General features: G+C 43.0%; 22 protein-coding genes, 2 tRNA genes and 1 pseudogene. 12 read left to right on the forward strand and 13 right to left on the reverse strand.

Annotated elements, in window-relative coordinates; genetic code table 11:
* Nucleotides 1–21: 21 nt before the first annotated feature.
* From B9T29_RS13965 to B9T29_RS13975, 3 genes are all read right to left on the reverse strand, one after another.
* Nucleotides 22–669, reverse strand: coding sequence for a glutathione S-transferase (locus B9T29_RS13965; protein WP_086176506.1), 648 nt, complete (start codon nucleotides 667–669; stop codon nucleotides 22–24).
* Between the two features lie 97 nt (nucleotides 670–766).
* A complete protein-coding gene (locus tag B9T29_RS13970) occupies nucleotides 767–1,165 on the reverse strand; it encodes an OsmC family protein (protein ID WP_086176507.1) in 399 nt (132 codons plus the stop codon).
* 24 nt (nucleotides 1,166–1,189) lie between these two features.
* Nucleotides 1,190–2,137 (reverse strand): pirin family protein, encoded by a 948-nt coding sequence (locus B9T29_RS13975; RefSeq protein ID WP_086176508.1) that lies wholly within the window; start codon nucleotides 2,135–2,137, stop codon nucleotides 1,190–1,192.
* Nucleotides 2,138–2,465: 328 nt separating this feature from the next.
* Between B9T29_RS13975 and B9T29_RS13980 the strand changes: the two genes are divergently transcribed.
* Nucleotides 2,466–3,734: a GGDEF domain-containing protein gene (locus tag B9T29_RS13980; RefSeq protein ID WP_086176509.1), complete on the forward strand. Its 1,269-nt coding sequence runs from the start codon at nucleotides 2,466–2,468 to the stop codon at nucleotides 3,732–3,734.
* Nucleotides 3,735–3,747: 13 nt separating this feature from the next.
* Here the strand turns inward: B9T29_RS13980 and B9T29_RS16630 are convergent.
* The 4 genes and pseudogenes from B9T29_RS16630 to B9T29_RS14000 all read right to left on the reverse strand — a co-directional run.
* Nucleotides 3,748–3,834: pseudogene (locus B9T29_RS16630) on the reverse strand (restriction endonuclease); the annotation flags it as partial.
* 248 nt (nucleotides 3,835–4,082) lie between these two features.
* Complete coding sequence (gene guaA, locus B9T29_RS13990) at nucleotides 4,083–5,651, reverse strand: glutamine-hydrolyzing GMP synthase (protein WP_086176510.1); 1,569 nt, start codon at nucleotides 5,649–5,651, stop codon at nucleotides 4,083–4,085.
* 268 nt (nucleotides 5,652–5,919) lie between these two features.
* The gene (locus B9T29_RS13995) at nucleotides 5,920–6,318 is read right to left on the reverse strand and encodes a NirD/YgiW/YdeI family stress tolerance protein (RefSeq protein WP_086176511.1); all 399 of its coding nucleotides are present in this window, start codon (nucleotides 6,316–6,318) and stop codon (nucleotides 5,920–5,922) included.
* A 124-nt stretch (nucleotides 6,319–6,442) separates the two neighbouring features.
* Entirely contained in the window at nucleotides 6,443–6,895 is a 453-nt protein-coding gene (locus tag B9T29_RS14000; protein ID WP_086176512.1) for a DoxX family protein, read from the reverse strand.
* 195 nt (nucleotides 6,896–7,090) lie between these two features.
* Between B9T29_RS14000 and B9T29_RS14005 the strand changes: the two genes are divergently transcribed.
* A complete protein-coding gene (locus tag B9T29_RS14005) occupies nucleotides 7,091–7,723 on the forward strand; it encodes a DedA family protein (RefSeq protein WP_086176513.1) in 633 nt (210 codons plus the stop codon).
* Nucleotides 7,724–7,750: 27 nt separating this feature from the next.
* Here the strand turns inward: B9T29_RS14005 and B9T29_RS14010 are convergent, their stop codons facing one another.
* From B9T29_RS14010 to B9T29_RS14030, 5 genes are all read right to left on the reverse strand, one after another.
* Nucleotides 7,751–8,341 carry a LysE family translocator gene (locus B9T29_RS14010; protein ID WP_086176514.1) on the reverse strand — a complete coding sequence of 197 codons (591 nt, stop codon included), beginning with the start codon at nucleotides 8,339–8,341 and terminating at the stop codon, nucleotides 7,751–7,753.
* Nucleotides 8,342–8,561: 220 nt separating this feature from the next.
* The gene (locus B9T29_RS14015; RefSeq protein ID WP_086176515.1) at nucleotides 8,562–8,951 is read right to left on the reverse strand and encodes a hypothetical protein; all 390 of its coding nucleotides are present in this window, start codon (nucleotides 8,949–8,951) and stop codon (nucleotides 8,562–8,564) included.
* Nucleotides 8,952–8,966: 15 nt separating this feature from the next.
* Nucleotides 8,967–9,803: a ParA family protein gene (locus tag B9T29_RS14020; protein ID WP_086176516.1), complete on the reverse strand. Its 837-nt coding sequence runs from the start codon at nucleotides 9,801–9,803 to the stop codon at nucleotides 8,967–8,969.
* Between the two features lie 82 nt (nucleotides 9,804–9,885).
* Entirely contained in the window at nucleotides 9,886–10,278 is a 393-nt protein-coding gene (locus B9T29_RS14025; protein ID WP_086176517.1) for a SirB2 family protein, read from the reverse strand.
* 16 nt (nucleotides 10,279–10,294) lie between these two features.
* The gene (locus B9T29_RS14030; protein ID WP_086176527.1) at nucleotides 10,295–10,606 is read right to left on the reverse strand and encodes a BolA family protein; all 312 of its coding nucleotides are present in this window, start codon (nucleotides 10,604–10,606) and stop codon (nucleotides 10,295–10,297) included.
* Nucleotides 10,607–10,840: 234 nt separating this feature from the next.
* Here B9T29_RS14030 and B9T29_RS14035 point away from each other — a divergent pair.
* From B9T29_RS14035 to B9T29_RS14080, 10 genes are all read left to right on the forward strand, one after another.
* Nucleotides 10,841–10,913 (forward strand) — tRNA-Gly (locus B9T29_RS14035).
* Between the two features lie 47 nt (nucleotides 10,914–10,960).
* Nucleotides 10,961–11,036, forward strand: a tRNA-Gly gene (locus tag B9T29_RS14040).
* A gap of 303 nt (nucleotides 11,037–11,339) precedes the next feature.
* Entirely contained in the window at nucleotides 11,340–12,455 is a 1,116-nt protein-coding gene (gene ribBA / locus B9T29_RS14045) for a bifunctional 3,4-dihydroxy-2-butanone-4-phosphate synthase/GTP cyclohydrolase II (RefSeq protein ID WP_086176518.1), read from the forward strand.
* Nucleotides 12,456–12,473: 18 nt separating this feature from the next.
* Nucleotides 12,474–12,944, forward strand: a complete 471-nt coding sequence (gene ribE / locus B9T29_RS14050; RefSeq protein WP_086176519.1) for a 6,7-dimethyl-8-ribityllumazine synthase — start codon at nucleotides 12,474–12,476, stop codon at nucleotides 12,942–12,944.
* A 4-nt stretch (nucleotides 12,945–12,948) separates the two neighbouring features.
* On the forward strand, nucleotides 12,949–13,398 hold the full coding sequence (nusB, locus tag B9T29_RS14055) for a transcription antitermination factor NusB (RefSeq protein WP_086176520.1): 450 nt from the start codon (nucleotides 12,949–12,951) through the stop codon (nucleotides 13,396–13,398).
* A gap of 20 nt (nucleotides 13,399–13,418) precedes the next feature.
* Nucleotides 13,419–14,336, forward strand: coding sequence for a thiamine-phosphate kinase (gene thiL, locus B9T29_RS14060; RefSeq protein ID WP_086176521.1), 918 nt, complete (start codon nucleotides 13,419–13,421; stop codon nucleotides 14,334–14,336).
* Nucleotides 14,314–14,835 (forward strand): phosphatidylglycerophosphatase A, encoded by a 522-nt coding sequence (locus tag B9T29_RS14065; RefSeq protein ID WP_086176522.1) that lies wholly within the window; start codon nucleotides 14,314–14,316, stop codon nucleotides 14,833–14,835. The genes thiL and B9T29_RS14065 overlap by 23 nt, the downstream gene beginning before the upstream one ends.
* 21 nt (nucleotides 14,836–14,856) lie before the next feature.
* Entirely contained in the window at nucleotides 14,857–16,221 is a 1,365-nt protein-coding gene (glmU, locus tag B9T29_RS14070) for a bifunctional UDP-N-acetylglucosamine diphosphorylase/glucosamine-1-phosphate N-acetyltransferase GlmU (protein ID WP_086176523.1), read from the forward strand.
* 13 nt (nucleotides 16,222–16,234) lie between these two features.
* The gene (gene glmS, locus B9T29_RS14075) at nucleotides 16,235–18,073 is read left to right on the forward strand and encodes a glutamine--fructose-6-phosphate transaminase (isomerizing) (RefSeq protein WP_086176524.1); all 1,839 of its coding nucleotides are present in this window, start codon (nucleotides 16,235–16,237) and stop codon (nucleotides 18,071–18,073) included.
* Between the two features lie 62 nt (nucleotides 18,074–18,135).
* Nucleotides 18,136–19,503 (forward strand): phosphomannomutase, encoded by a 1,368-nt coding sequence (locus B9T29_RS14080; RefSeq protein ID WP_086176525.1) that lies wholly within the window; start codon nucleotides 18,136–18,138, stop codon nucleotides 19,501–19,503.
* 52 nt (nucleotides 19,504–19,555) lie between these two features.
* On the opposite strand, the gene B9T29_RS14085 is transcribed toward B9T29_RS14080, so the two are convergent.
* The coding region (locus B9T29_RS14085) for a GDP-mannose 4,6-dehydratase (RefSeq protein WP_143223896.1) at nucleotides 19,556–19,981 on the reverse strand (426 nt) is incomplete at its 5' end.

Raw genomic sequence — 19,981 nt, forward strand, 5'->3', positions numbered from 1 at the left:
AAAGCAAGGCAGCTGACTGTATTAAGTCAGGCCTTGTTCCTTGAATCTGGCTCGCTGAAAGGCAGGCCGCTCCTCAAGACGTTTCAGATACTGGGCGATATGCGGATATGAACCCGAGGTTCTGGATTGAATGGCATTGAGCGGAAACCACATCTGAATATCAGCAAAAGAAAATGATCCGGCAAAATATTCATGCTTGGATAAATAATCTTCCAAGTAAGCAATATGATCTTTTAAACGCGGGTGAATAAATCCCGCCTTCACGCCCGAAGTAATTTTGTGTGCCACCGGCTTAATCAGCCAAGGAACATGTTTGGGCACATTGCTCATCACCAGTTGCATCAGCAATAACGGCATTAAGGAACCCTCGGCATAGTGCATCCAGTAGCGGTACTGTTGCTGATCCTTTTTGGCCTTCGGTTTAAATTTCTGCGCCGTATCATAGCTTTCTTGCAGATGCTGCAAAATCACCGCCGATTCAACAATGGTCTGATCCTCATCGGTCAAGATCGGTGCTTTAGCCAAAGGATGAACCAGCTTTAATTCAGGCGGTGCGGCAAAGCTGGGTAACCGCTTATAAAACTTAACCTCGTAATCTTGAGCCAGTTCTTCTAAAGCCCATAAAATTCGAAAAGAGCGTGACTGATCTAGGTGGTGCAATGTAATCATTATTTTTTGACCTCTATTTTTATATTTTGATCATAACTGATGGTCTTAAAAAATGACATTTTGCTTTGGACAAAATGTCATCGGTATCGGGTTGGATTTAAAGCAGAACCGTATTAATTTCCAGACTGCGTAACAATGTCTTGGTGACTGGTGTTTTACTGCTGATCTCTAAAACTTTTTGTTTCAGTTCATCCGATAATGGCTGGGCAAAAGACAAACGGCGCTCAATCCATTCTTTGCCTTCTTTATTGGCATTAAAATCGGCTTCCACAGAAAATTGACCTAATTCTATGCCTTTATGACTGGCATACATGCGCAAGGTAATCATGGTGCAAGAAATCAGGCCGGAACAAATCAGGTCATAAGGTGCAGACCCTAAATCCTGCCCGCCAAAGGATTCCGGTTTATCCGTCATAAACTGGTGTTTTCCGCTTTTCATTTCACCTGACCAGGGTTCAGCCAGGCTCTGTACTTCTGCATTTGCAATAATTGCCATATTCAAACATCCTAAATTTTATTGTTATTTTGAGGCACGCATTTTATCGGGAAATGCGGGTGCTTCTAGGCGAGGTCCCGGATAGTCAGGAATCGTACCAAAACGTTCATGCTGAGTAATCCAGTGGTCACGAGCTTGGCAAAGCTCTTCCTGAGTCCGCCCGACAAAGTTCCACCACAGTAATATGGGTGACTCAAAAGGTTCACCGCCCAACAACAGTACACGACTGCCTTTGTGCAACCGGATTTCGATTTCAGTCATACCTGGCTCCAGCACCACCATGTTGTCTTCAGTCAGTTCATGACCATTGACTTCAGCAGCACCCTCCAGCGCCATAAAGCCATATTCAAATTTTGGATTCAATTGAATTCGGGTGGTGGTGGATTCCTGCGCGGTTAAATCCACACCCAGCAATTCGGTATGAACCTCGACCGGGGACCGGGTTTGTAAAAACTCACCTACCAATACAGTAAATTCAACCTGATCTTTTTCCACCACCGGCAGTTCAGGATAATGATCAAAACGTGGCGCCATATTGATCTTGTCATCCGGCAAGGCAATCCAGAGCTGGGCAGCATGCATATGGGTTTCACTTTCTGGTGCCACCTCAGTATGTGAAATCCCATACCCTGCGGTCATTAAATTGACCTGTTTGGGACGAATCAGCTGTTTTGTGCCCAAGCTGTCGGTATGCATCATGGTGCCTTCAATCATCCAGGTAAAAGTCTGCAAACCAATATGTGGATGCGGCCCCACATCCAGACCATCGCCTTGAGGAAAAACCGCCGGACCTGCATGATCCAGAAAGCACCAAGCACCAATTAAACGTTTATGCCGGCTTGGCAATGCACGTTTAATTACGGTGCCCTGCCCAATTTCCGCACTACGTAAAGGAAATTCCTGAATAAACTGATTGATATATTTTTCACAATCGTCCGAATTAGAAAGCTCTGTATAGTTGCTATTGGTCATATTCCTATCCTGAATTTCATGAACGCGACTGTTGTTGTAAGTTCTCATCTATTGTCATAAATCATATAGATTCTTCGTCATTCAGCCTATAGTTAAGTTAATACGCTGAATACCATGTATAGGACAATGTTATTTTTGAAATTTTCTTCGAAAAACAAGGTTTAAGCGCTGTAAATTATTAACTATTTATAGCCTATTCATATGAATTTTATAGAAAAATAATTTTTTGTCACAATTATGGCTGCCACTTGCTGGATATTCTGTATACAGATTTTTCTCCTCAGCATACTATTTCCCCCTGACCAATCTGCTATAGAAGAGGATAATCATGTCCCAAGGACAGCAGGAAAATTTTCATTACTCTAAAAATCAAGAATATAATCATATTGGGAACAATGAAGATAAATATTCAAATATCGGAACTGCCATTTTACCCAAGCGGCTGTGTACGCTCGCCAATCAAAAACAGATAGAACAACAACTAGAACATCCGACAACCCGTATTCCAGAGCAATTTCAACAATACTATCTGGACTATCAAAATAAGCACCAACGACAGTTTTTAAAATGTGTCAATTTTATTGGTCAACTGACTTTTTTAAGCTATTTCTTTGTCGATTGGGTTTTATTACCGGACATTGGCATGCTGTCCGGTATTGCACGGCTCAGTCTTGTCATCTTGGCACTATCGGTCAACTGGCTGACTTTCCGCTACTGCAAGAATATTAAAATTCTGGATAGTCTGTTACCGGCTTCTGTTGCAGCTGCTGCAACAATATGGCTTGAACTGCTGTATTTATCGCAGAGTCCCGTTGTGAATACGTATCTCTACGCCAGCATCATTTTTATTTTATTGGGAAATTTATGCATACAGGTATCTTTTCGTAATTCCATTTTTAGTTCCCTGCTGATTAGTGCGGTGATTTTTAATGGCGTATTCAGGTTAGTCAGCGTCCAGGAACTGGTTTTATTTTCACTCATTTACGCGCCGGTTTTATTGCTCAGCATGTATATCAGCTGGAATAACACCTTAAATTCGAAACGCAATTTTTTGCGGGTTTTACTTAATGATTGGAACTATTACGCCTTAAGCAAACTGGCACATACCGATGAACTGACCCAGCTGTATAACCGCCGACAATTTATGCAACTGGCTGAACACAGCATACAGCAATGGTCCAAATATAATTTGACCTGTCTATTGATGTTTGATATCGACTTTTTTAAGAATATTAACGATACCTATGGACATGATGTGGGTGATGAAGTGCTGCGGGTACTGGCAGATATTACCCGTCGCGAAATGCGTCATGCCGATGTATTGGCCCGCTTTGGGGGCGAAGAATTTATTGCTTTGCTGCCCAACACCACACTGGAAGATGCGATTAGCATTGCCAACCGCTTATGCCGAAAAATTGAAAGCCATCAAATTTGTGTTAAAGATAAGTGCTTCTTTAATTTCAGTGTGTCGATTGGGGTATCCCAACTACAACCGAATCAAAACGATTTAAACCTGCTAATTAAAAATGCCGATATTGCACTCTATGAAGCCAAGAAAAATGGACGTAATCAGGTAGCGATTTATACACATGAATAATTAACACACGTCACTAAAAGTTTTCTTCATCGAATCGATCTTGGTCAATTTGATAAATATGAAAACTGCGCTCGACTTGCACACCCAAACCAAACTCAATAGTTCAAAATATTTATTTCTATACTTCAAAAAATTAATTTATAAAAATAAAAAAGGAAACCGAAGTGTCCTTTTTTATTGAGAGGTTTAGTTTTCACTAAACTGCCGCGCGCATCTTGCACAAAATTCAAAGCAATGCTTTGAATTTTGCTCATGGCGTAAAATCGGCTAAAAGCTAACGCTTTTAGAAATCCCTCACAGCGCTTGGCGTAATTTAGGCAAGAAGCTTCGCTTCTTGAAACCCCTAAATTACTCCCATTCAATCGTCGCTGGTGGCTTAGATGACACGTCATATACTACACGTGAAACATCTTTAATTTCGTTCATGATACGAGTCGAAATCTTATCTACCAATTCATATGGAAGATGCGCGAAACGTGCCGTCATAAAGTCAACCGTTTCAACGGCACGAAGTGCAATCACCCATGCATAACGACGGCCATCACCCACTACACCAACAGATTTAACCGGTTGGAATACAGCGAATGCCTGAGCAGTTTTGTCATACCAACCGCTAGCGCGAAGCTCTTGCATGAAGATGTCATCAGCCAGACGAAGAATGTCTGCATATTCTTTTTTCACTTCACCCAAAATACGCACGCCCAAACCTGGACCTGGGAACGGATGACGATAAAGCATCTCGTGCGGTAAACCTAAAGTTGTACCTAAACGGCGTACTTCATCTTTAAACAAGTCACGAATTGGCTCAACCAGTTCAAAGGCTAAATCTTCTGGTAAACCACCCACGTTGTGGTGTGATTTAATCACGTGCGCTTTACCATTTTTAGTTGCCGCAGATTCAATCACGTCAGGGTAAATTGTGCCTTGTGCAAGGAAATTTACGCCATCAAGCTTACGTGCTTCTTCAGCAAATACTTCAATGAATTCACGGCCAATGATTTTACGTTTTTTCTCAGGATCAACTTCACCTGCAAGTGCAGTCAAGAAACGTTCTTCAGCATCGGCACGAATCACACGGATACCCATGTTTTTCGCAAACATGTCCATCACTTGCTCGCCTTCGTTTAAACGAAGCAAACCGTTGTCTACGAATACGCAAGTCAATTGATCGCCAATCGCTTTATGAAGCAATGCAGCAACCACAGATGAGTCTACGCCGCCTGAAAGACCAAGCAATACTTTTTGATCGCCAATCTGCTCACGTAATTGTTCAACACGAAGGTCGATAATATTTTCAGAGTTCCAAAGATTACGGCAACCACAGATGCTGTGTACGAAGTTAGACAATAACTCGGCACCTTTGGCAGTATGGGTCACTTCCGGATGGAACTGCACGCCATAGAAACGGCGTTTTTCATCGCTTACCGCTGCAAATGGACAGCTTGGTGTGCTGGCAGTAACCGAAAAACCTTCTGGAATTGCACTGACTTTATCGCCATGGCTCATCCAAACATTGAGTTTGTTTTCACCATCGTTTAAATCACCAAGAAGTTGGTCACGAACTAAAATGTCAACCGCAGCATAACCAAATTCATGTACTGTACCTGGCTCTACTTTACCGCCAAGCTGTTCAGACATGGTTTGTAAGCCATAGCAAATACCCAATACAGGTACACCCAAGTTAAATACAACTTCAGGTGCGCGTGGACTACCTTCTTCATGAACACTTTCCGGACCACCAGACAAGATGATACCGTTTGGATTAAATGCGCGAATGTCTTCTTCAGACATGTCATAGGCATACATTTCAGAATATACACCAGCTTCACGTACACGACGTGCAATAAGCTGACTGTATTGAGAACCGAAATCCAAGATCAGGATGCGGTCTTCAGTGATTTGAGTATTGGTAGTCATGACAAACAACTATGTAAGGCAAACGAAATAAGCGCTGCATTCTATCATTTTTCGTTGCATTAAGCACACTATTCGCACAAGGCTTGCATTCAATTGATTGCATTATATTTCGACCATAAAAAAGCACCCTGTTCGAGTGCTTTTTTATTTTTCAATTTTAACCGCATCTATATCTGTTGGTTCATTCAGATCAGTATCGACTTCAGCAATTACTTTCACTTTATCAACCAGGTTCAAGCCTATCGGTTTTAACAAATCATCTTCTTCATCACTGCTGATTATACCAAGTCCATTTATCAGATTGATTGTCCATTTTTCCAATTTGAACCACATCGATATCCGTCGCTTGACCCGTATGGGTATCTACTTCACCCATCACCTTCACTTTATCACCTGCTTTCAAGCCCATTGGTCTCCATAAGTCAGAATCCACTTCTATACCAATTTTGCCCGAGCTATCTTTTAGTTCAAAATGATCCTTATGGGTTTTTCTGACAATGACGCCGGAGAGCATGACCGCAGTTTCATCTGGGAGTTGCTTTGCTTCTGCAACCGTTACCATGTTTTGAGCAGCTTCAGTCATGATGACCTGATCACTTTTACCTGCCCATGATGCTGTAGAAAATATTAAACCGGCCATGAAAATTACCAATAACATTTGCTTCATGATTGACTCCACTAGGGTGGCTCCATCAAGCTTTATTGAAGCAAAATTCGGGCAATTTGTACGCAGCTTTTATGTACTGTGCATAGGTTTTGTGTAATTACAAAAAGGCCTGTACAAGCTAAAGTCAACCTTCTATTTTTCTCAATGCTGGCGATGGTCTCTCAAGCATGTCATCCACACTGAATTTACCTGCACCGTGCAGCATCAGAACCAATAGTCCACCGGTCATGGCAATATTTTTCATCAGGTGAATGGCATCATCAGGAGTTCCAGTGCCGTGGAAAATAAAGCCGCAAATAAAAGTAAAAATGGCTAAGCCCAAGGCGGCCAGGCGGGTCTGAAAACCAAAGAACAGGGCCAGACCACCGCCAGCAACGACCAGGATACTCAAAGGCAGTAGGCTGCCCGGAACATCTTTAGATTCCATATACCCGGCCGTTGCACTGTAAGCATTGATTTTCATCCAGCCAGAAGCCAGGAAAATATAAGCCAGCAGCACACGTGCCACCAGACTCACCAAGGCATCGGTCTGCAGGCCTTGCAGCAAATTTTTTATAAAAATATTCGGATTAAACATGAGGTCACCTATTCATTTTTGTTTTAATGGCCTCTTCATCCTAAGCTTATTTTTTATCCGCTTCAAAAGTAATTTGTAAGATAAATCATTGCAAAAAGATGGCCGGATGAAAGCGCAATTAATTTCCTTTTTGGTACTGACTTTCATGTCCCGGACTGCTAGGATTTCAGCACACTTTTGCTGTCTGTACCTTTCATGGAACTGCTTGATTTTATCTTACATGTTGATGCCCATCTGCTTGAATTTATCACCAATTACGGTGTGTGGATTTATGCCATTCTCTTCTTGATTATTTTTGTGGAAACCGGTTTGGTGGTGATGCCATTCCTGCCGGGTGATAGCCTGCTGTTCGCTGCAGGGGCATTGGCGGCGTCTACAGGGGCAATGAATCCTTATGTACTGGTCATCTTGCTATTTGCAGCAGCAGTATTGGGCGATACCCTGAATTATCATATTGGTAAATTTATTGGGCCGCGTGTATTTGAAATTGAATCACGATTCATTAATAAAAAACATTTAACCTATACGCAAAAATTCTTTGAAAAACACGGGGGTAAAACCATTATTTTTGCCCGTTTTGTTCCTTTTGCCCGTACCTTTGCCCCATTTGTTGCCGGTGCAGGCCATATGAATTATAAATATTTCCTGAGTTTTAACTTGATTGGTGCCATTTGCTGGGTCGGTTCCTTTGTGACTCTGGGTTATTTATTTGGCAATATGCCAATTGTCAAAGACAATTTTACCCATCTGATTTTTGGCATCATTATTATTAGTGTCTTGCCGGGTATTATTGGTTTTATTCGCCAAAAGCTGAAAAAGACCGCTTAAACTCCTGTGTGGTATGTGAAATAAAAATTAAAAAAATCGAACCACTACAGGCAACATACACATAATGAGTAACATGGCCGATCCTTTATATAACAGATCGGCTTTTATTTGACTGGACTGACCTGCCAAAATTGCACGCCCAAAAGACATCCAGAACACTGCCGTAGGCAACAGCACCAAACTGAACGCCGCAAATACCAACACAAAATTAGTCGGATTGTTCCAGGTTTCAAGCGGTAGCACACCCGCAGCAAACAACAAGGCTTTGGGATTTTTAAAAGTTGAAAAGAACAGTTGCCGAGGTCGGATCGAATGATGACGTTGATTATGCTTTTCTAAATCTGAAGCTTTCCATAAATGAAAGGCCAGCCACACCACATAAATGGCGCTACAAAAATGCAGGATATGAATAAAGTTCGGCCAGACTGGACCACACAAATGAATGAGTAATGCCCACAAATTAATGGCATAAAAATAGCCAAGCAATTTTGCCGGAATAAACAGGCTGGTTTTGGCAATCCCTTGTTGATGCGCCGAGCTTGCAAGTAATGCATTGGTCGGACCCGGAATCATCAGCACCGCAATCACTGCCAATACAAAAAGCCAACTCTCGATCATAACTGCCTGATATCACCCTTAAACTGGGGCACACCTTATATGAAACCGATAAAAAGTGACAAGTATTTTTCGATAAAAAAGCATCAACTGATGCGTTTAAAAAATGCGATAAAAATAATTAAGAATTTAATATTTATATAATTTATTTTGAAACATTTTGCTAAGATTTAATCACCCCAGCCTTGATTAAAGAACAAGAATAGAGTGATTAATCGATTAATTATTGAGCTTTCTTGCGAACAATAATAGGACAATTTTTGAATTGTGCTGCCTGCACTAGCGCTTCTTGTTCACCTAACAAACGTGCCAGTTCAGTATTTTTGGTATTTGAAGATTGTCCCATATTTACCGAAACACTTGGGCCAATTCCCCAACCGCCATGACTGCCCCAACCGCCGCCCACACCGACACCTACACCGACGCCAGTACGTTTTGGTGCTTGCACACCATTGTCGATATATTGCTGAATACGGTTATATTCACTCTGCAATTGCTGGCAATTGAGTGCTTGATACTGGGTCGGAGAAACATAGCTCGGTTTCACCGTCGTTGCACAGGCACCCAATAAGACCGTACTTCCCAGAAGGAGGCTTAGATAAATCGTTTTCATGAGAAATCTCAATACTTATATATGCTCAATTTCATTGAACAACGATTGATAGGCTTGCGTCAATTTATGATCGGTTGCCAAATGGATTAAAGGCTGATTTTTCAGATGTGATTCTTTCATCAAAATGGAAGGCGGCAACATGCTGTCTAACACCGGCAAGCTTTCATCTTTCAGCTGTTGCACCACTTCACGCGGTAATTTCGCCTGTGCCTGAAACTGATTCACTACAATCCCTTCAATTTCCAGTCGGTCATTATGATCATCTTGAGTTTCAATGACATTTTCGATCAGGGTCTGCAAAGCGCGTTTGGAAAATACGTCACAATCAAAAGGAATCAGCACGCGACTGGCTGCAATCAGCGCCGATAGCGTGAAGAAGTTAAACGCAGGCGGAGTATCGATATAAACCCGGTCATACTGCCCTTCCAGTTGTTGCAAGGCATCACGTAATTTATAAATCTTGTGTTTTGACTCTAAGGCATATGCCAGTGCACCCAAAGTGGGGCTTGCAGGAATCACATCCAGATTTTTAAAAGGGGATTGGTGCACATAGCGCTCCAGACCTTTATCACGGCTCTTTAAAATAGAACCAATGGCATTGCCTAAAAGCCCCTTGCTTTGGGTCGTGCCCAGCACTTCTTCAAAATAGTTTTCAATATTGGGTTCCAGCGCCGGTTTATCTACCGTATAGGTTGCATCATCTCCCAATAGATATTGACTGGAATTAGCTTGTGGATCGAGATCAATTAGCAAGGTTTTCAAACCTTGATGTGCACTAATTGCCGCCAAATTCACCGCAATACTGGACTTGCCTACCCCACCTTTCTGATTAAAAACCACACGTATCAGCATTGGAATCCCCTATCATTTATAGTTATCTATGAATTGCAGTTTAACCTACACGCCTTGCGACTAGAATAATTATGTCTAACAATTAACCGAAATTCGGCTTAATCATCACCAGACTGATGAGGGCGATCAGCGTAACCACCGCAATAGTCAAACCTGCGCGACGTTGTACCAATAAAATGCTGTCATCCTTTTTATAGGTTTTAATTAAAGATGACAGTAATACCAGGAACAATACAATTTTGGCATAGAACCAGGGCTGCACTTCAAAATGTTTAATTACCAAAGAAGTTAGCCCGGTCAAAATGATGACCGTCATGGCCAGATGCTGCCATGCCACCAAAAGTTTCCGTGCCACCGGATTCGGTTGATTCCCCTTTACCCCAACAAATAAAGTCAAACCACGTGCAATGATTGCCCCAATCAATAGAGTCACGGCAATCATATGCACAATTTTAACGGTTAACTGCAAATCCATTGTTTAGTCTTCCTTCTTATTCAGCTTTTGGTGCATGTGCGCATTCAGGACTGGGTGTTGCTTGTCCTTGCCATTCCGATGGCACAAAAGCATGAATTGCCAGTGCATGAATACGCTCGGGAGCCAGCAAGTCCCCGGCAGCCGCATAAATTTTTTGATGACGTTGCACTAAACGTAAGCCTTGGAAAATGTCACTGACCACAACCACCTTAAAATGTGATTCTTTACCGGGGAAATAGCCGCCATGACCCGATGATTCGTTCACCACCTCTAAATGCAGCGGCGACAAATCTTGCAGGCGCTGAATCAGTTGCTGTTCTATATTCACAATAACACTCCCAAATAGCTCAATCTTTGGTTTCAGTATAACGTGTTCCGATTCAATCTTCGTGCCCATCACAGCAATCATTTATCCATTTCAAGCGAAAAGTCGGGTTTCCAATCTCAATCCTGTTTAGAAAATCAGCAAACATGGACAAAATGGTTTTATTTTATGCAATTGATGCAAGTTTTTTCACAAAGTTATTGACCCTATTTTTGCATAATGTATTATACACGGCATGCGGGAATAGCTCAGTTGGTAGAGCATAACCTTGCCAAGGTTGGGGTCGGGAGTTCGAGTCTCCTTTCCCGCTCAAAATTTTTTCATTTAGTTTTTTATTTAAAAAACTTTATAGACTCCGCGGGAATAGCTCAGTTGGTAGAGCATAACCTTGCCAAGGTTGGGGTCGGGAGTTCGAGTCTCCTTTCCCGCTCCAGATTTAAAAAAGCCCTGATCGAAAGATTAGGGCTTTTTTTATACCGGTAGCGTACGTAACCCAACAAATCAGCATCATTTTGCATAAGCTTGTCATTATTTATGTATTTCAACTGCTTAAAGATTCAGCATAATCGCTGCTTTTTAAAATAAAGTCCCCTTTTCAACTGTTCAGGCACTGTGTATAACAATGAACCATGAATGGAAACCAATAAGCATAGGCAAACATCGTAAAAAAACGGTAGACTATGCAACAATCAATGTAAGCAAAATGTCGTTCAAGACAACAAGAAGGTGAAGATTGATGCCGCTCAATACAGTTGAAGAGCTTGTAGCAGATATCCGTGCAGGAAAAATGGTTATCCTGATGGATGATGAAGATCGTGAAAATGAAGGCGACCTGGTCATTGCTGCAACTCACGTACGTCCTGAAGACATCAATTTTATGATCACGCATGCACGTGGTCTGGTTTGCCTGACTTTAAGCAAAGAACGTTGCCAACAGTTGAATCTTCCTTTAATGGTTGATGCGAACGGTGCCCAACACGGTACCAACTTCACATTATCAATCGAAGCTGCAAAAGGCATTTCAACAGGTATTTCCCCTGCTGAACGTGCGCATACCATTCAAACTGCGGTTGCGGCACATGCAAAACCGGCAGATATCGTTCAGCCAGGCCATATCTTTCCATTAATGGCTCAGCCAGGTGGCGTACTGCACCGTGCTGGCCATACTGAAGCTGGCTGTGATTTATCTCGTCTTGCGGGTCTTGAACCTGCATCTGTCATTTGTGAAATTATTAATGAAGATGGCAGCATGGCGCGCCGCCCTGACCTTGAAGTTTTCGCAGAAAAACATGGTCTAAAAATGGGTACCATTGCGGACTTAATTCACTACCGCATGACCAACGAACAAACCGTTGAACGCCTTGATCAACAAACCCTAGATACTGAATACGGTACTTTTGAATTATTCCGTTACCGTGAAATTGGTAATCCGGATATTCATTTGGCCCTAGTAAAAGGCGAACCGAAACAAGGTGTGACCACTGTACGTGTACATGGTTTTAGTCCGGCACGTGACTTGCTTAAAATCAACAAGCAAGATGGCGAACCTGCCTGGAATTTAGATAAAGCACTGAAAACTATTGCAGATAGTGATCGCGGCGTATTGGTGTGGATTGGTCAACGCCATTTACAGGATCTAGGTCCTGCGCTGGAAAGTTTAGGTGCGCCAAAACCCACCAAATCAAATGCTGCGTTATCTCAGCAATATCAAACTATTGGTGTCGGCGCACAGATTTTACGTGATTTAGGCGTAGAGAAAATGAAGCTGCTCAGCTCACCTTTACGTTTTAATGCATTATCAGGTTTTAACTTAGAAGTGGTGGAATACATCACTGCACAACAAACATCTTAAGAAATCATCGAGGTTGCTATGGCAATTCGCCGTATTGAAGGTATGTTACATCTCGCTAGCGAAGGCCGTTATGCGATTTTAGTGGGTCGTTTTAATAGTTTTGTTGTAGAACATCTATTAGAAGGTGCAATTGATACATTGAAACGTCATGGTGTATCAGAGGATAATATCACCGTTGTTCACGCACCTGGCGCCTGGGAACTTCCAGTAGTGGCTAAAAAACTGGCTGCTGCCGATCGTTTTGATGCAATTATTGCCCTTGGCGCAGTGATTCGTGGTAGCACGCCTCACTTTGATTTTGTTGCTGGTGAATGTGCCAAAGGTCTAGGCGTTGTTGGTCTGGACACTGGCTTACCAGTAATTAATGGTGTATTGACTACGGATAGTATTGAACAAGCGATTGAACGCTCGGGTACAAAAGCAGGTAATAAAGGTGGTGAAGCTGCCCTTACTGCGATTGAAATGGTTAACTTGTTAAAGGCTATTTAACGCTATGTCGCAAACACTTCAAGCAACTTATGCAGCAAAACGCAAAGCACGTCGTTTTGCTGTACAAGGAATTTATGAATGGCAGATGAGCCACAATCCGGTACATGAGATTGAAGCACGTACACGTGTGGAAAATGCCATGCACAAAGTGGATCTCGGCTATTATCATGAATTGTTGACTCAAGTGGTTGCCAATCATGAAGCATTGGATGCGCTCTTAATCCCTGTGCTTGACCGCGAAGTGAGCGCCCTTGATGGCGTTGAACTTGCAACCCTTCGTCTCGGTGCGTATGAACTCAAAGACCATCTTGAAGTTCCTTACCGTGTTGTTTTAGACGAAGCGATTGAGCTTGCTAAACACTTTGGCGGTGCAGACAGCCATAAATACATCAATGGTGTATTGGACCGTTTAGCAACCAGCTTACGTGCAGCAGAAAAGCAACAAGCCGACTAATTTTTCAGTAGATTTGTTGTATGGCTGAGTTCTCGATCATTGATACTTATTTTAATCGGCAGAACAATTCATCTGTCGATTTAGGTGTCGGTGACGACTCAGCCTTGCTCACCCCTCCTCCACAGCAACAATTGGTGATTTGTACCGATACTCTGGTTGCTGGACGACACTTCCCTCTCGATACCAATCCGCATGCTATTGGCTGGAAATCTGTCGCTGTCAATTTATCTGACATTGCCGCGATGGGTGCCAAACCGCAGAGCATTTTACTGGCATTGAGCCTAGCCCAAATTGATCATAACTGGCTAAAAGCGTTTAGTCAGGGTCTATATGATTGCTGCGATCAATTTGGAGTGAGTTTAATTGGTGGCGATACCACCCAAAGTCCTCATCTCACCATTTCTGTTACGGCTCTAGGGTGGATAGAAACCGGCAAAGCCATCACACGCTCAGGCGCACAAGTCGGTGATTATGTCTGTGTCTCTGGCACAGTCGGTGATGCTGCATTTGCTTTGCACAATTTAGGACATCCGCTACAACAGCGTCTGGATTATCCAACGCCACGTTGTCAGCTCGGTCAAAAGTTAAAAGGCCTGGCATCCAGCATGATAGATGTGTCTGATGGCCTGGCCCAAGATTTGGGCCATATTTTAAAAGCATCAAAAGTCGGCGCCACGCTTGAATTAAATCAGCTACCAATCAGTCCAGATTTACAAAATTTAACTCAAGAACAGCAATGGCAATATACTCTCGCGGGTGGCGATGACTATGAGTTATGCTTTACAATAAGCCCGCAAAATTACGAAAAGCTTTTGCAACAACAATTAGATGTCAACATTAGCAAAATTGGACAAATTGACCAAAAAACTGAGTTAACTTTTGTGCAGAATGGCGTAGATCATTCGCTGCAATTTCATGGATATCAACACTTTGCATAAACCTGCGATTCATTTTAAAGACATGTCCTGGTACAACCGCTTTATCGTTTTTTGCGGTGTTGGATTTGGTTCCGGGTTGTTACCCAAAGCGCCGGGCACTTTTGGTTCGGCCGTTGCATTGCTGTTTATTCCTGCCTGGCTTGCAATTGGCTTTACAACCTCCATTATTGCCATGATTTTAATGTCATTTATTGGCATTTATATTTGTGGGCAAACCGCTAAAATAATGGGCGTACATGACGATGGCCGTATTGTTTGGGATGAATTTGCAGGACAGTCGATTACCTTCCTGCCCCTGATTTACTTCGCAAAAATGAGCTGGCTTTGGGTGCTCGTCGGATTTGCCCTGTTCCGCTTATTCGATGTCTGGAAACCTTGGCCTATTCGTGTCATCGACCGTCAAGTCGGTGGCGGTTTCGGCATTATGTTTGACGATATTATTGCTGGCATTTGGGCCGCAATCTGTATTCTCGTGTACCTCAACATTTCAATGGCTTAAGCCAAGTTTTTAAGGTGTATTATGTCAACTTCTGTGATTATTCTTGCTGCCGGTAAAGGAACTCGAATGCGTTCGAGCTTACCCAAAGTATTGCAGCCACTCGCAGGACGCCCTCTACTCGGTCATGTCATTGAAACTGCTAAAAAATTAAATGCCAAAAATATTATTACCATTTTTGGACACGGCGGTAATTTAGTTCAACAAGCCTTTGCACAGGAAAATGTTCAATGGGTAGAACAAGCCGAACAGCTGGGTACAGGTCATGCGGTTAAAGTGACGTTACCGGTACTTCCTAGTGATGGCGTTTCACTGATCCTTTCGGGTGATGTACCTTGCATTAGCCAAGAAACCTTAGAGAAACTGCTTTCTGTTTCACGTGAAACAGGAATTGGCCTGGTGACCTTAACCTTGGCCGATTCTACCGGTTATGGCCGTATCATACGTGAAAACAATAAAATTCAGGCCATTGTTGAACATAAAGATGCAAGCGATGCACAGCGTCAAATCAAGGAAATCAATACCGGTATTTACTGTGTCAGCAATGCCAAACTGCATCAATGGTTGCCCAAATTAAGCAATAACAATGCTCAAGGCGAATATTACCTGACCGACATCGTGGCCATGGCAATTGCCGATGGTCTTGAAGTGGCTTCGGTTGAGCCGGAACGTGCCTTTGAAGTGGAAGGTGTGAATGACCGGATTCAGCTGGCCGCTTTGGAACGTGAATTCCAGGCCTATCAGGCCAAACTGCTGATGCAGCAAGGCGTGCATATCATTGATCCAAGCCGTTTTGACCTGCGTGGCAATCTTACAGTCGGTCAAGATGTGCGGATTGACATCAATGTGATCATTGAAGGTGATTGTGAGTTAGGCGATCATGTTGAAATTGGTGCAGGCTGTGTGATTAAAAATACCAAGATTGCTGCCGGTACCAAGGTTCAACCCTACAGTATCTTCGATAATGCAATTGTTGGTGAAAATACGCAAATTGGACCTTTTGCCCGTTTACGCCCAGGTGCCAAGCTAGCCAATGAAGTGCATATTGGCAACTTTGTTGAAGTGAAAAATTCCACAATTGGCCTCGGCTCTAAAGCCAATCATTTTACTTATTTAGGTGATGCCGAAGTCGGTGCAGGCTCGAATATTGGTGCCGGTACCATTACCTGCAATTATGATGGTGCCAATAAATTTAAAACCCTTATTGGTGATTCAGCCTTTATCGGCTCGAACAGCTCACTGGTTGCTCCAGTCAGTATTGGCAATGGTGCAACTGTAGGTGCGGGTTCAGTCATCACACGCGATGTAGCAGAAAATAGTTTGGCCTTTGAACGATCAAAACAAGTGGCCAAAGAAAACTATCAACGCCCCCAAAAATTGAAAAAATAAGAGGATTATAAATATGTGCGGAATTGTCGGTGGCGTTGCTGAACGTAATATTAGCAATATTTTAATTGAAGGCCTGAAGCGCCTTGAATACCGTGGCTATGATTCAGCGGGTGTTGCGCTGATCAATGGCGGTCATGTCCTGCGCGAACGTCGTGTTGGTAAAGTAGTTAACCTAGAACAAGCCGTGAGTGAATCGAGTATCGAAGGTTCACTAGGTATTGCGCATACCCGTTGGGCAACCCATGGTAAACCGACTGAAAACAATGCTCACCCGCATGTTTCTGGTACGGTGGCTGTGGTTCACAACGGTATTATTGAAAACTATCAAGAACTGAAAGATGATCTTGAAGCACTGGGCTATGTCTTTACTTCACAAACGGATACCGAAGTTGTCGCGCATTTGGTCAATGATGCATTGAAATCAACCTCTAGCCTTTTAGAAGCGGTTCAACAGGTTGTTCCTCAGCTCAAAGGTGCATATGCGCTGGGTATTGTACATACCGATCATCCGAATGAACTGATTACCGTTCGTGAAGGTTCACCTTTGGTCATTGGTGTCGGCATTGGCGAGAACTTTATCAGCTCGGATCAATTGGCCCTGCTTCCAATTACCAACCGTTTTATTTACCTGGAAGAAGGTGATATTGCACGTTTAACGCGTAACAGCATTGAAGTGTTTGTAGATGGGCAATTGGTGAATCGTCCAGTAAAAGAACTGGATGCAACAGTCAGCAATGCGTCTAAAGGTGAATATAAGCACTACATGCTCAAAGAAATTTATGAGCAACCTGAAGCGATTCAGCAGACTATTTCCCAAGCGTTGAATGGCAACGATTTACGCGAAGATTTCTTAAGTAAGGCCGTTGCTGATTTTGAAACTATTCAACAGGTGCAAATTATTGCCTGTGGAACCAGTTACCATGCCGGCATGATTGCAAAATACTGGTTTGAACAGCTGATTGACCTGCCTTGCCAAGTTGAAATTGCCAGCGAATTCCGCTATCGCACGCCTGTGATTGTCAATAACACGCTGTATGTGTGCATTTCCCAATCCGGTGAAACTGCCGATACCTTGGCTGCACTGCGTGATACTCAAAAACGCGCTGCTGCAAAAAATTTAAACATTAGCACCATGACCATTTGTAATGTGGCTACCTCTTCAATGGTGCGTGAAACCAATCATAGCCTGTTAACCTTGGCTGGCCCTGAGATTGGGGTTGCATCAACCAAAGCATTTACCACGCAGCTTGCCGCACTCATGCTGTTGGTACTGAAAATTGGTCAAGTCAAGCAAAGCATCTCGGCTGAACAAATTACTGCCATTACCACTGATTTATGGCATACCCCTAAAGTCATTCTAGATACTTTGCAACACGATAAAGACATTTTACGTTTATCTGAGCTGTTTGTAGAAAAACAGCACTGCCTGTTTTTAGGCCGTGGTACCGAGTTCCCAATTGCCCTTGAAGGTGCCTTGAAACTGAAAGAAATTTCATATATTCATGCCGAAGGTTATGCGGCCGGTGAACTGAAACATGGTCCATTGGCACTAGTGGACAATGACATGCCCGTGGTGATTCTTGCTCCACAAGACGACATGCTCGACAAACTCAAATCCAATATGGAAGAAGTTCAGGCTCGTGGTGGTGAACTGTTTGTCTTTGCCGATGAAAACAGCGGCATTAAAGGCAAAGAGCGTCAGCACGTGGTTCATGTGCCAAGTATCAGTCCACTCCTTGCTCCAATTGTTTACAGTATTCCTGTGCAGCTACTGTCTTACCACGTAGCAGTCTTGCGTGGAACGGATGTCGATCAGCCACGTAACCTGGCAAAATCGGTAACGGTTGAATAATAAATTTTGATATAAGGCTGGGTAACCGGCCTTTTTATTGTAAAGAAAAAGAGTAAAAGAATATGACCCTGACTTGCTTTAAAGCCTATGATATTCGTGGAAAATTGGGTGAAGAATTAAATGAAGACATCGCCTATAAAATTGGTCGGGCTTATGGTCAGATTTATCAACCTAAAACAGTAGTAATCGGTTGTGATATTCGTCTCAGCAGTGAAGACCTGAAACAAGCGACCATTCGCGGTTTAAATGATGCTGGTGTTAACGTACTCGATTTAGGCATGACCGGTACAGAAGAAGTTTACTTCGGTACTTTCCATCTGGACGTTCAAGGCGGTATTGAAGTGACTGCCAGCCACAACCCGATGAACTATAACGGCATGAAACTGGTGCGTGAAAATGCACGTCCGATCAGTGCAGATACGGGTTTAAAAGATATCCAGCTTTTAGCAGAATCAGGCGTATTTAAAGAGGTCGAGCAAAAAGGGACGACCGAAAAATACAACATTCTGGCTGAATTTGTAGATCATTTGATGACCTATATTGATCCTGCAAAAATTAAACCTTTAAAACTGGTGATGAATGCGGGTAATGGGGCAGCAGGTCATGTGATTGATGCAATTGAAGAAAAATTCAAAGTACTCAATGTACCGGTAGAATTTATTAAAATTCATCATGAAGCTGATGGTACCTTCCCGAATGGTATCCCCAATCCACTGCTTGTTGAAAACCGTGACAGTACACGTGATGCCGTGATTGAGCATGGGGCTGACATGGGGCTTGCTTGGGATGGCGACTTCGACCGCTGCTTCCTGTTTGATGAAAAAGGTCAGTTTATTGAAGGCTATTATATTGTGGGTCTATTGGCACAAGCGTTCTTGCTGAAACAGTCGGGTGAGAAAATTGTGCATGATCCACGCTTGGTGTGGAACACCTTTGATGTGGTTGAACAATACCAAGGTGAAGCGATTCAGTCTAAATCCGGTCATTCTTTCATTAAAGAAAAAATGCGTGAGCATAATGCCGTGTATGGCGGAGAAATGAGTGCACACCATTATTTCCGTGACTTTGCTTATTGTGACAGCGGCATGATCCCATGGCTGTTGGCTATTTCTGTATTATCTGAAACAGGACAATCTTTATCTTCACTGGTTGAAGGCATGATTGCCAAATTTCCATGTTCGGGTGAAATCAACTTTAAAGTTGCAAACACTCAAGCCACCATTCAAAAGATTTTTGATCACTTCGCCGATCAAAATCCAGCCATTGATCAAACGGACGGTGTGAGCCTGGATTTTGGCGCATGGCGTTTAAACGTACGCGCTTCCAATACCGAGCCATTACTGCGCTTAAATATTGAAAGCCGTGCAGATAAAAATCCTGAACCGATACAAGATTATGTGGATGAATTGACCCAACTGATTCAAGGCTAAGGATTGCTGTATCAAAAAAGGAGCTTGATCGAAAGCTCCTTTTTCATATCTACTACTGGTTGCGATAACCATTCGGATTTTGCTTTTGCCAGTTCCAGCTGTCCGCCAGCATATCTTCCAGAGTATATTGCGGTTTCCAGCCTAACTCTTGCACAGCACGGGTATTGTCTGCAAATGAAGTCGCCACATCGCCTTCACGACGCGGCTCAATGCTATAGGCGACCGGCACATGATTGACCCGATCAAATGTTTTCACCACTTCTAAAACCGATGAACCCTGACCGGTTCCAATATTCCAGACACGACAGCCTTTTGCCATAAGGCGATTATTCAAGGCACACAAATGCGCATTCGCCAAATCCACTACATGGATATAATCGCGCACGCCAGTCCCGTCAACAGTATCGTAATCATTGCCGAAGATCGCCAATTTTTCACGACGGCCCACTGCGACTTGAGTGACAAATGGCATCAGGTT

Origin of the sequence: Acinetobacter sp. ANC 3903, assembly GCF_002135315.1 — a bacterium.
In the GTDB taxonomy this organism is placed as follows: domain Bacteria; phylum Pseudomonadota; class Gammaproteobacteria; order Pseudomonadales; family Moraxellaceae; genus Acinetobacter.

What these genes read in the sequence shown, in the direction of transcription:
- B9T29_RS13965 (WP_086176506.1), bottom strand. Translation starts at nt 669, where the DNA reads ATGATTACATTGCACCACCTAGATCAGTCACGCTCTTTTCGAATTTTA.
- B9T29_RS13970 (WP_086176507.1), bottom strand. Translation starts at nt 1,165, where the DNA reads ATGGCAATTATTGCAAATGCAGAAGTACAGAGCCTGGCTGAACCCTGG.
- B9T29_RS13975 (WP_086176508.1), bottom strand. Translation starts at nt 2,137, where the DNA reads ATGACCAATAGCAACTATACAGAGCTTTCTAATTCGGACGATTGTGAA.
- B9T29_RS13980 (WP_086176509.1), top strand. Translation starts at nt 2,466, where the DNA reads ATGTCCCAAGGACAGCAGGAAAATTTTCATTACTCTAAAAATCAAGAA.
- guaA (WP_086176510.1), bottom strand. Translation starts at nt 5,651, where the DNA reads ATGACTACCAATACTCAAATCACTGAAGACCGCATCCTGATCTTGGAT.
- B9T29_RS13995 (WP_086176511.1), bottom strand. Translation starts at nt 6,318, where the DNA reads ATGAAGCAAATGTTATTGGTAATTTTCATGGCCGGTTTAATATTTTCT.
- B9T29_RS14000 (WP_086176512.1), bottom strand. Translation starts at nt 6,895, where the DNA reads ATGTTTAATCCGAATATTTTTATAAAAAATTTGCTGCAAGGCCTGCAG.
- B9T29_RS14005 (WP_086176513.1), top strand. Translation starts at nt 7,091, where the DNA reads ATGGAACTGCTTGATTTTATCTTACATGTTGATGCCCATCTGCTTGAA.
- B9T29_RS14010 (WP_086176514.1), bottom strand. Translation starts at nt 8,341, where the DNA reads ATGATCGAGAGTTGGCTTTTTGTATTGGCAGTGATTGCGGTGCTGATG.
- B9T29_RS14015 (WP_086176515.1), bottom strand. Translation starts at nt 8,951, where the DNA reads ATGAAAACGATTTATCTAAGCCTCCTTCTGGGAAGTACGGTCTTATTG.
- B9T29_RS14020 (WP_086176516.1), bottom strand. Translation starts at nt 9,803, where the DNA reads ATGCTGATACGTGTGGTTTTTAATCAGAAAGGTGGGGTAGGCAAGTCC.
- B9T29_RS14025 (WP_086176517.1), bottom strand. Translation starts at nt 10,278, where the DNA reads ATGGATTTGCAGTTAACCGTTAAAATTGTGCATATGATTGCCGTGACT.
- ribBA (WP_086176518.1), top strand. Translation starts at nt 11,340, where the DNA reads ATGCCGCTCAATACAGTTGAAGAGCTTGTAGCAGATATCCGTGCAGGA.
- ribE (WP_086176519.1), top strand. Translation starts at nt 12,474, where the DNA reads ATGGCAATTCGCCGTATTGAAGGTATGTTACATCTCGCTAGCGAAGGC.
- nusB (WP_086176520.1), top strand. Translation starts at nt 12,949, where the DNA reads ATGTCGCAAACACTTCAAGCAACTTATGCAGCAAAACGCAAAGCACGT.
- thiL (WP_086176521.1), top strand. Translation starts at nt 13,419, where the DNA reads ATGGCTGAGTTCTCGATCATTGATACTTATTTTAATCGGCAGAACAAT.
- B9T29_RS14065 (WP_086176522.1), top strand. Translation starts at nt 14,314, where the DNA reads ATGGATATCAACACTTTGCATAAACCTGCGATTCATTTTAAAGACATG.
- glmU (WP_086176523.1), top strand. Translation starts at nt 14,857, where the DNA reads ATGTCAACTTCTGTGATTATTCTTGCTGCCGGTAAAGGAACTCGAATG.
- glmS (WP_086176524.1), top strand. Translation starts at nt 16,235, where the DNA reads ATGTGCGGAATTGTCGGTGGCGTTGCTGAACGTAATATTAGCAATATT.
- B9T29_RS14080 (WP_086176525.1), top strand. Translation starts at nt 18,136, where the DNA reads ATGACCCTGACTTGCTTTAAAGCCTATGATATTCGTGGAAAATTGGGT.